Annotated in this window: 6 protein-coding genes; all 6 read right to left on the bottom strand. The window is 39.9% G+C overall.

What is annotated here, in order from left to right:
* Window positions 1-603: 603 nt before the first annotated feature.
* The 6 genes from H4683_RS14830 to H4683_RS14855 all read right to left on the bottom strand — a co-directional run bounded on the left by H4683_RS14830 (window position 604) and on the right by H4683_RS14855 (window position 11,087).
* Window positions 604-1,455 (bottom strand): hypothetical protein, encoded by an 852-nt coding sequence (locus tag H4683_RS14830; RefSeq protein WP_192599613.1) that lies wholly within the window; start codon window positions 1,453-1,455, stop codon window positions 604-606.
* Window positions 1,452-5,333 carry an RHS repeat-associated core domain-containing protein gene (locus tag H4683_RS14835; RefSeq protein ID WP_192599614.1) on the bottom strand — a complete coding sequence of 1,294 codons (3,882 nt, stop codon included), beginning with the start codon at window positions 5,331-5,333 and terminating at the stop codon, window positions 1,452-1,454. The genes H4683_RS14830 and H4683_RS14835 overlap by 4 nt, the downstream gene beginning before the upstream one ends.
* A 486-nt stretch (window positions 5,334-5,819) precedes the next feature.
* Window positions 5,820-6,398: an imm11 family protein gene (locus tag H4683_RS14840; RefSeq protein ID WP_192599615.1), complete on the bottom strand. Its 579-nt coding sequence runs from the start codon at window positions 6,396-6,398 to the stop codon at window positions 5,820-5,822.
* A gap of 5 nt (window positions 6,399-6,403) precedes the next feature.
* Window positions 6,404-7,846 carry an RHS repeat-associated core domain-containing protein gene (locus tag H4683_RS21960; RefSeq protein ID WP_192599616.1) on the bottom strand — a complete coding sequence of 481 codons (1,443 nt, stop codon included), beginning with the start codon at window positions 7,844-7,846 and terminating at the stop codon, window positions 6,404-6,406.
* Window positions 7,847-7,888: 42 nt separating this feature from the next.
* A complete protein-coding gene (locus H4683_RS14850) occupies window positions 7,889-10,324 on the bottom strand; it encodes a DUF6531 domain-containing protein (RefSeq protein WP_192599617.1) in 2,436 nt (811 codons plus the stop codon).
* A gap of 403 nt (window positions 10,325-10,727) precedes the next feature.
* Entirely contained in the window at window positions 10,728-11,087 is a 360-nt protein-coding gene (locus H4683_RS14855) for a DUF7716 domain-containing protein (RefSeq protein WP_192599618.1), read from the bottom strand.
* Window position 11,088: the final 1 nt, after the last annotated feature.

Consider the following 11,088-nt stretch of genomic DNA (forward strand, 5'->3'; position numbering starts at 1 on the left):
TTCTGGTAAGCTTATTCACTACTATCCCCTGCTCTGACTTCTCACCTTCCGTCGAACCCTTCTTGTCCATTACGGGGTTGAACGATTCTTACCACCTGAGGTGGAGATGATGAGACCTCCTTGGGTCACGTCAATTCTCTTTCCCTCGAATCCAGTCCTCCTAACTAACAGGATATAGTTGTGGTTTTGGACGTCCCTACGTCTTGCAAGGTTATCCTATCCTGCCAGCCAACATGGTTTATGCTATCTGTTCCAAGTTTTGCCTTCTGGTCCTCCGCACAGAACCTCGCGATACCTGCACTACCAGTCAGCTATACATTTCCGCCACTACGGCATGTTAGGGACTTTCACCCGTTAGAGAAAAGCGCTGCCAAGCGCACAAAAACACCCAGAACCGTTGAAGGTCTAAGTGTTTTTAATGAATTGAATCGATTCAATTCAGAAGAGATTAATTAAATAAAGTTACTTTAATCGTTTCAAGAACGTTTTTCTAATAACTGCTTTCATTTAGCGCACTTCCCGTTACATACCTCTAAAAAACAATCCAAGATGAAGTTTTATTAATTATTTTCGTCAAGCGTTAAAATGTTGCACTAGAATATTTTATTTCTGCTCAATTCTTACTTTTGCACCTAACGATATATAATACTCAGCTAAAGCTAGAGTATTTTCCCCATACCCCTCAGCTATTAGAAACCCACTACTATTTAATCTGTTTCGTATTTCATCGAATGATAGACCCGTTTCTTTTTTTATTGCTAAGATCACTTTTGATTTATTATCACCTAGGTCATCAAGATACACATATTTTTTTTTTACTTTTTCTTTTATTAGTTGCTCAATTGGGGCAAAATTCTCTTTTGATTTTGCAATGGGAAGAAATCCACATATATTTTTAATTTCTTCATTATTTAATTTAACCTTCCACTCCTTCTCCATTAACTCATAATAATCAGATTGATATTCTCCGCTTTTATAGTACCTATCATCATGTTTATCTAGCCATATAGATAAAAAGTAGTCGAATTTCTCCAGTGAATCCACTAGGAGCTTCGGTGAAAATTCTCCACCAACATAATCATAATAAACTGGAGTTTCAACTTCACTTATATCTGCAATTACCGGATTCCCACTCCAACTCGAGATAACAATCCAATTTTCATTCCATTTCATTTCATTTGAGAAGTCTTTCCAATATTCATCTTCCCTAATGAACCTGTAACCTTCTAAAGCAACCAGTAGATTTTCCATACCAATTATATAGAAATCGTTGGTCCAATAAAACATTATGTCTTTAGATTTAGGTAAATTACTATACCATTTCAAAAGTGCTTGGCTTAAAAGGGGAAGGTTAAAATTTTCTTCTAACTCCCGTTTCGTTTCTTCAGATGTTCCTAGATATCTAATCTTACTGCTGTTTTCACTTTCAGATATCGAATGAGCTAAGAATGTCATCGTTTTTTACAGCCCCCTCCACTGTTGTATCTATCTGTCATTGCTTGGCGATCAATTAGTCGACCAGAAGTTGCATTTCTGAAACTTTGTCTATGACCTCTCTCACCATATAAATGTTCATTATATCCTCCAACATGTTTACCATTTGGTAAAAACCTAATATTTCTCGGATCTCCCTTCAAAGCATCCCCTAAAGCACCATTTTTATGATTAGTAATATGGTGCCCTGTAAAACCACCCACTTTTCCACGTGTTTTTAGTTCTTCTAATTCAGCCGCATTCCAAGGATGAGTTCCACTCCCTGTTTTATCGACCAATACTTTTTCTAGTTCCCAAGCCCGTTCTATACCTTGATAATATGTTCCACTTATTGGTGTTACCTTTGTCGGTTTATACATAATTAAGTTTAATTCTGATAAATCCACACCTGGTAACATTGGAGATTTTGGAGCTAGACCAAATGTATCAATTGCGTTGTTAGGGTTTCCGACATACCCATACAAAGTCGGATTTCCACCCGCAAGTCCTATCGGATCTTGCTGAGTATAATTCCCTTGTTCTGGGTCATAGTAACGGAATCGATTATAATACAATCCAGTTTCAACATCTTCATACTGACCTTGATAACGGAATGGGATGAAATCTTTCTCCCCTGTAAATTCTTTCACTCTGCCATAAATATCAAGCTCTGCTGACCAAACTTGATTACCTTCTTCATCATAGGCTTCGACAGGCGTTCCAAGATAGTCACTAATAATACTGTAGTTACCTTCATCCATAATTTTAGCTGAAGGGACGAACCCATCATTAAACACCCATGTGACTAGATTAGCTGGCATTTCAGATTCATTCTGTGAAGAATGCTCAACTAGATTTTCTAGTGTAGCTGAATCATTCTCTGATAAATACTCATGTAGAATCGTATTTCCATCCCACACGAATCTCGTTGTTTTTTCATTAGAACTCTTCTCAATCCGTCTACCCATCGGATCATACTTGAAAGTAACTTCCGTCTGATCTGGTTTGATGACTTTTGACATCATCCCGTTGCCGTTATATTCGTACTTCCACGTATCACTATTTTTTTCGACCTTCTGAACGAGATTCCCTTCCTCATCGTAAGAAAATGTTGCTTCTCTTGTTTCAAGCAATCTGCTGCCGGCACCATAGACACGATCGGTCTTTTCTTTCGTTTCATATAAATTCCCAACGTCATCGACATTGCGGTGTAAGTAGTCAAATTGACCGTCTTGATTGGACCAGACGAGGTTGCTGAATTCGTCATAGCCATAAGTAACTTGTCCGGCGGTTAACTCGTTGACCATGCCTTTTAATCGATGATTGACATCCCAATTGTAAACTCTTCTTCGTGTATGACGGTTTTGACTACTTATTCGATGGTTTGTTGGTCTACCTGTGACATCATACTGCCATTGACTGATGACATTCCCGGGTAAGATTCTTTCGATTTCTTGACCTAGCTCATTGTACTGCATCCCCGCTGTCCACTGGTCTTGATCTGAGCGAGAAGCTGTGATTTGTGTGGCATTCCCCATCGTATTACGAGCGACATCAATTTTTGCACCTAAGCTACTTGTAACCTGTGAACGACTGCCTAAATCATCATAACTACTCGCAATCCACTGGTCATTCTGCCATTCCTTGATCACTTGTCCAGAGGGGTCTCGCTCGAGCTTTACGGTCATATGCTCATTAGCAGTCTCGAGTAACGAACCATTTTTGTCATAGCCATATGTTTCCCACGTGTCATCATAATAATCAGCTCGAATGACATTCCCTATACCGTCATGTTGATACGCCGTCCAACGATCACCCGGACGTTGAATTTTCTGAACCAATCCTGCCTGACTTCGTTCATACGTTTTGGTTAGCTCATCAAAACCGATTTCCTTAACGATATTCCCTTTCGTATCCCGTTCAAACTGGTACGCTTCGCCTTTTTCATTGATGACAGCGGTTAACTGCTCTTCTGTATCATAGGTGAATGTGACGTTCTTCCCACCTTGTTCTCGAGAGGTCAAGCTGCCAAGAATGGTGTAGGCAAAGGAAACTTGCGTGTGGTTATCTTTCGCAAAAACAACATCGTCATAGGCATCATACCGTAAGCGAACGTCGTTACCATCTGACAGGTTGGCCCGTACAAGCCGATTCAATTTATCATAATTGAACTTTTCTGTTGCCCCTAACGGATTGGTCGTTGTTGTGCAATTACCCCGACGGTCATACGCCCATGTCGAACTCGTCCCGTCTGGTAATGTCACTTGACGCAAGTTCAGCTCATCATCGTAAGCTAAGTTTACCATATGACCTTGCGCATTCGTGACCGTGTCAATTAAATAATTCGTGTTATAGGAAAATTCCGTTTTCGTTCCATCTTCTAAGACATTCGCTTGTAATGTCCCGTCTTCATTATAAATCCACTGGCGACTTCCACCCTCTGCGTTAACAGCCTGAATCAGCCTATCCCGCTCATCATACTGAGAAGATAAAGTACTGCCATCTGCAAGGGTAATCGTCACAGGATTTGCCCACTCATCATAGCTAAATGTCGTCACACGACCCTCTTCATCTACTGCTTGGAGTAATTCAAAGTCGTCGTTATAGTCCGTACTGACTTCACTACCATCCGGATGAACAATTTTCGTACAGAGGTTATCTTCGTTAAAATAATAAGTACTCTTATTGCCTAAACTATCAGTAATTTCGTTATAGCCCTCGTAATACGCAAGCTCACCTGCAAGGACATTCCCGTCTCCCCATGTCTTGATTACGCGTGCACCTGTTGTGGGCCCGTCATATCGCCAGAAGAAGGAATTTTTATTGCGATCTGTTTTTTGCATCATTAAGTGATTGGTATAATTTATATGCGTACTTTGCCCTAACGCATCTTGGATTTCGACTAAATCTTGTCCATCATTGTAAATATAACGAACTAAAACTTCACGCTTCATCTGCTTACACAAGGCGACTTCTGTCATTCTGCCCACTTCATTGGTCGTCACCTCAAGCACTCTCCCCACACTGTCGGTTACTTGGGCTAAGAAGCCTTTAAGGTTATAGGCAAATTGTATGTGATGGTCTTGTTCATTTTTCACTGCTTTTAAGCGGTATTTCGTTTCGGTTGTTTGTTCAAATACATACATCAATCGTGTATCATGCTCAAACAAATGGTACGCCTCACCTGTATTCGTCAAGGTCATTCTTTCCCGTTTATTAAAATACGGTAAGTCCGTGGGCAAAATCGGAAAGCCAACTGCTCGGCCATCTGTCACCACAATCCCTATCAAGTCTTCTTCTTCAAAAATCTCCAAGGCTAGATCATATGTAAAATGCATACCATGACCTGACAAGCCAACCCGACGGCTATCACTGTACCAAGCGCGTCCCCATGAAAGAGGAATCGGTCCAGGTAGTTCAAAATCGCTGGCTTCATAAATCATGCGCCCTGTGATTAAGTCAACAGGATCACGTCCTGTTTTACAAAACTTGTCACTTTGCCCTTTTGTACAGTCAGATTTCTTTAAGGTTTTAGGCTTCGTTTTCGTCGGCACGATTTTAGCCATATCTTTCATCTTGTCTACTGTCTTCGAAACAGCTAGCACTTCGTCCATTGATGCGACGACTTTATCTGCGGCGGTTTTCACGCTCTTAGACCCTTTGTTGGCGAGCGCCGTAACTGTATCTAGCGTCGCGGATACTTTCGCATAAGCTACTTTCATCCCTTTGACTACTTTTGCTGCATCAGCTGCCTTATCCGCAACTTTTGCGGTTTTACTGACGGCTTTTGCCGCTTTTTTGACCTGATAGGCCGTTTTTGCCGCATCACCAATACCCGGAATTGTACCGACTAAGTTCATGGCTGCCCCCATGTAATCTCCCCGTGCCAAGCTTAGTCCTGCATTCGCAACGATTGTTAGTTTCCCGTATTTTTGGCAATAGAATGGACATCAGCTTTTGATTTTCTAAAAGAATCATACGCCCCTTAGTTAATATGCAAAAAAATTAGCACATTAACTTGGAAGAATGCAGATATGATACATCCGGAGGAATTTAAAAAAATCTATGTTTTTGCGGGGTGAATAAAGTGATGTTTACACAAGGATCAGTCATAAATGCTTTGATATCAAGGTTTCTAGCCGTTTTCGTTCCTCGTGTCTAAAAATCCCTGTAGCAGATAAGGACAGACACTAAATACACGAAAAAACAATTCCTTTTCTAACATAAAAAACATATGTAAAGAAGAACTTATAACGTCTTCTTTACATATGTTTTGATATCTTAATAACACAATCTTTTATCATCAAATGAATCATACAGAATAGGCTGTAGTATAGCCCTGTACACTACATATCGACAAATTCCGGTCGTTGGGTACTTCCCTCTTTAACAAAATTTATACCCTTTATTTTTTCCTCTTTACATGCTTTCACAAATACATCATCAACAATTATATTTCCTGTATATTCTTTCATTCTTACAATATGATGCCCATTTAGAGAATTTGGTACATATTTTATAGATAATAGTTTGATGGGTCCATCAGGCAAAGACTTTATTAATGGTCTATATTCCGATTTCTCCATATCTAAACAAGATACTACATTTAATACATTCATGACAAAAAATGATTCATTGGTTTCGCCAGTCTCTGTTGATGTTATAACTGTAGGAATGAACTGACAATCTGAACCTAATCCTTCTATCAGCTTTTTTAATTTTAAACTTACCAATGCCCCCCCTATTGTTGGCAACATATTATACTTGTTTAAATAACTATCAAATTTATCTACTGAATAATAAAGTTTCTCATCCAAAGGATAAACAATACCTTTTTCTAAGTCAGACTGATCATATGTGTTCTTTTCACTATAAGAAAAATAAACATCTCGTCTGTAATCGCCATATAACTGATAATAACTCATAAATATCACCCTTCACAATGTACTTTTGTTCTACCCTTTCTCAACTCTTGCCTTTGCTCATTTATCAAATCTTGCATAGCACCACGATACTGTTGAGAAGTCCATTTTTCCTCTTTTCCTTTGTCTACGAGTACAGTTAATTCTGCGCGAATATCCTCGTTATATTTATAATGAAAACTGGTAAATCCTCTATGAACAGATCTAGTTGGGTGATTATCTCTACTAGTAGGTAAATAGATCAGATTTCGTATATTATTTACATCATACCCACTTAATTTAAATATATCATGCGGATTTGCACCATTAAATAAAGACTTCGGAATAATATGATGTAATTGATATCCATCAGGCTTAGGCATATTTCCATAATTCCATCCATCAACCGGCTTTGATTTACCAAATGCTAGTCCAAATGGATCTATCTCAATCATTGGATTATATACATACCCATACAACGTCGGATTCCCACCCGCAAGCCCTATCGGATCTTGCTGAGTATAATTCCCTTGTTCTGGGTCGTAGTATCGGAATCGGTTATAATACAATCCTGTTTCAACATCTTCGTACTGGCCCTGATATCTATATGGAATGAAAACTTTCTCACCGGTAAATTCTTTCACTCGTCCATAAACATCAAGCTCAGCCGACCAAACCTTCTTACCTTCTTCATCATAAGCTTCAACAGGCGTTCCAAGATAGTCACTAATAATACTGTAATTACCTTCATCTGTAATTTTAGCCGAAGGGACGAACCCATCATTAAACACCCATGTGACTAGATTAGCTGGTGTTTCAGATTTACTCTGTGAAGAATGCTCAACTAGATTTTCTAGTGTTGCTGAATCATGCTGCGAAAAATACTCATGTAGGATCGTATTCCCATCCCAGACGAAATTCATTACCTTTTCGTTTGAACTCTTCTCAATCCGTCTGCCCATCGGATCATACTTGAAAATTACTTCTGTCTGATCTGGTTTGATGACTTTCGACATCATCCCATTGCCGTTATACTCGTACTTCCACGTATCACCATTCTTCTCAGCCTTCTGAACGAGATTACCTTCCTCATCATAAGAGAATGTTGCCTCTTTCGTTTCGAGTAATCTGCTGCCGGCACCATAGACGCGATCTGTCTTTTCTTTCGTTTCACACAAATTGCCGACGTCATCGACATTGCGGTGTAGGTAATCAAATTGACTGTCTTGATTGGCCCAGACGAGGTTGCTGAATTCGTCATAGCCATAAGTAACTTGTCCGGCGGTTAACTCGTTGACCATGCCTTTTAATCGATGATTGACATCCCAATTGTAAACTCTTCTTCGTGTATGACGGTTTTGACTACTTATTCGATGATTTGTCGGTCTACCTGTTATATCATATTGCCATTTGCTGATGACATCCCCGGGTAAGATTCGCTCAATTTCTTGACCCAGTTCATTGTACTGCATCGCCGCTGTCCAATTTTCTTGACCCGTGCGTGAAGCAGTGATTTACGACACATTTCCCATTTTATTACGAGCGACATCGATTTTTGCACCTAAGCTACTTGTAACCTGTGAACGGCTACCTAATTCATCATAACTACTGGCAATCCACTGGTCATTCTGCCATTCCTTGATCACTTGCCCTGAAGGGTCACGCTCCAACTTTACCGCCACATGCTCATTGGCAGTTTCTAGTAACGAACCATTCTTGTCATAGCCAAACGTTTCCCAAGTGCCATCATAATAGTCAGAACGAATGACATTCCCTATACCGTCATGTTGATACGCTGTCCAGCGATCAGCTGGACGATGAATTTTCTGAACCAATCCTACCTGACTTCGTTCATACGTTTTGGTCATCCCATCAAAGCCGATTTCCTTGATGATATTCCCTTTCATATCCCGTTCAAATTGGAACGCTTCACCTTTTTCATTGATAACAGCTGTTAATTGTTCTTCTGTATCGTAGGTGAATGCAACGTTCTTGCCACCTTGTTCTCGAGAGGTCAAGCTGCCAAGAATGGTGTAGGCAAAGGAAACTTGCGTGTGGTTATCTTTCGCAAAAATAACATCGTCATAGGCATTGTACTGCAAGCGAACATCGTTACCATCTGACAGGTTTGCCCGTACGAGCCGATTCAAGCTATCATAACCGTACTTCTCTGTGGCTCCAAGCGGATTGGTCGTTGTTGTGCAATTACCCCGACGGTCATACGCCCATGTCGAACTTGTCCCATCTGGTAATGTCACTTGACGCAAGTTCAGCTCATCATCGTAAGCTAAGTTTACCATATGACCTTGCGCATTCGTGACTGTTTCAATTAAATAATTCGTGTTATAGGAAAATTCCGTTTTCGTGCCATCTTCTAAGACATTTTCCTGTAATGTCCCGTCCTCATTATAAATCCACTGACGACTTCCACCCTCTGCGTTAACAGCCTGAATTAGCCTATCCTTCTCATCATATTGTGAGGAGAAGGTACTGCCATCTGCCTGCGTAATCGTCACAGGATTTGCCCACTCATCATAGCTAAATGTCGTCACACGACCCTCTTCGTCGACTGCTTGGAGTAATTCAAAGTCGTCGTTATAGTCCGTACTGACTTCACTACCATCTGGATGAACAATTTTCGTACAGAGGTTCTCTTCGTTAAAATAGTAAGTACTCTTTTGGCCTAAACTGTTGGTAAATTCGTTATAGCCCTCGTAATACGCAAGCTCACCTGCAAGGACATTCCCGTCTCCCCATGTTTTGATTACGCGTGCACCTGTTGTGGGCCCGTCATATCGCCAGAAGAAGGAATTTTTATTGCGATCTGTTTTTTGCACCATTAAGTGATTGTTATAATTTATATGCGTACTTTGCCCTAACGCATCTTGGATTTCTACTAAATCTTGTCCATCATTGTAAATATAACGAACCAAAACTTCACGATTCATCTGCTTACACAAGGCGACTTCTGTCATTCTGCCCACTTCATTGGTCGTAACCTCAAGCACTCTACCCACACTGTCGGTTACTTTGGATAGGAAACCTTTAAGGTTATACGCAAATTGAATGTGATGGTCTTGCTCATTTTTCACTGCTTTTAAGCGGTATTTCGTTTCGGTTGTTTGTTCAAATACATAAAACAATCGTGTATCATGCTCAAACAAGTGGTACGCCTCACCTGTTTGGGTCAAGGTCATTCTTTCCCGTTTATTAAAATACGACAAGTTCGTGGGCAATATCGGAAAGCCAACTGCCCGGCCATCTGTCACCACAATCCCAATCAAGTCTTCTTCTTCAAAAATCTCCAAGGCTAGATCATATGTGAAATGCATACCATGACCTGACAAGCCAATCCGACGACTATCACTGTACCAAGCGCGTTCCCATGAAAGAGGGATCGGTCCAGGTAGTTCAAAATCGATGCCTTCATAAATCATACGCCCTGTGATTAAATCAACAGGTTCAAAACCGTATTTACAAAACTTTTTACTTAATCCTTTTGTACTTTTAAATTTCTTTAATACTTTATGGTTCACATTCGTGAGCGCAATTTTGGTTATATCTTTCATCTTATCTACTGCCTTCGAAACAGCTAGCACTTCGTCCATCGATGCGACGACTTTATCTGCGGCGGTTTTCACACGCTTAGATCCTTTGTTGGCAAGCGCTGTAACTGTATCTAGCGTCGCGGATACTTTCGTATAAGCTGCTTTCATCCCTTTGGCTACTTTTGCTGCATCCGCTGCCTTATCCGTAGCTTTTGCGGTTTTACTGACGGCTTTTGCCACTTTATTGGCCTGATAAGCTGTTTTTGCCGCATCACCCACACCTGGAATTGCACCGACTAAGTTCATGGCTGCGCCCATGTAATCGCCTCGTGCCAAGCTTAGTCCTGCATTCGCAACATCCGCTATGGCATCGAAACCAGGAATAAACCCAGCGACATCCAATGCTAAATTTACGCCATCTAAAATACTGCTAAATCAATTTCATGACAAGAATAGTACAACATCCCTAAAACTAAAGCCACACCATAATTTTCCTATCTAAATATTTCAATGTGAAAAAACACCTACAAATTAATTCGGTCTAAATCTTTACCCGAACATTCAAATGTAGGTGTTTTATTCCACCTCACTCATTTTTTTCTTTAGAGAGTACAGGTTAGGTACTTTTATTCAGGAATATGGATAAGACTGCACGTGCTAGTTCGGGTTGATTCACTCTCAATAGTCACGACAAGTGTGTTATTTCAGTCAAACAAGATTGTTTAAACTAACACGCTGGAGTGAGCATCAGGCACCACATATTAAGCCGTTGAACTAATCATTGAAAATATTGATGTACAGTAGTCTAAAAATCCATAAACGTATCGTGATCCATATAATAATTTAGTCCTAGTATAAAATCATCAATTGAAGCTTGTTTTTTCTGGTGTAAGACATTCATTAACACATCTTCAAATTGTTGTCCGTCATAAAAAAATTCCAATGATTCTTTAATTACAAAATCTGGGTACACCTCCTCGTCGTCATCTGTAATAGTTGGATTGAGATCCAAATAACAAATTAGGTCTGTACTCGCAATTTCTTCATCTTCATTAGTATACAAACAGAAGTTAGTATTTTTAAAACCGTTTTTTTCAACATCCTTTGAAATAACATATATTATCTGACTTAATTTATATGGCATTCTGAACTCTATATTCTCCATA

The organism is Sporosarcina limicola (assembly GCF_014873855.1).
Lineage (GTDB): Bacteria > Bacillota > Bacilli > Bacillales_A > Planococcaceae > Sporosarcina > Sporosarcina limicola.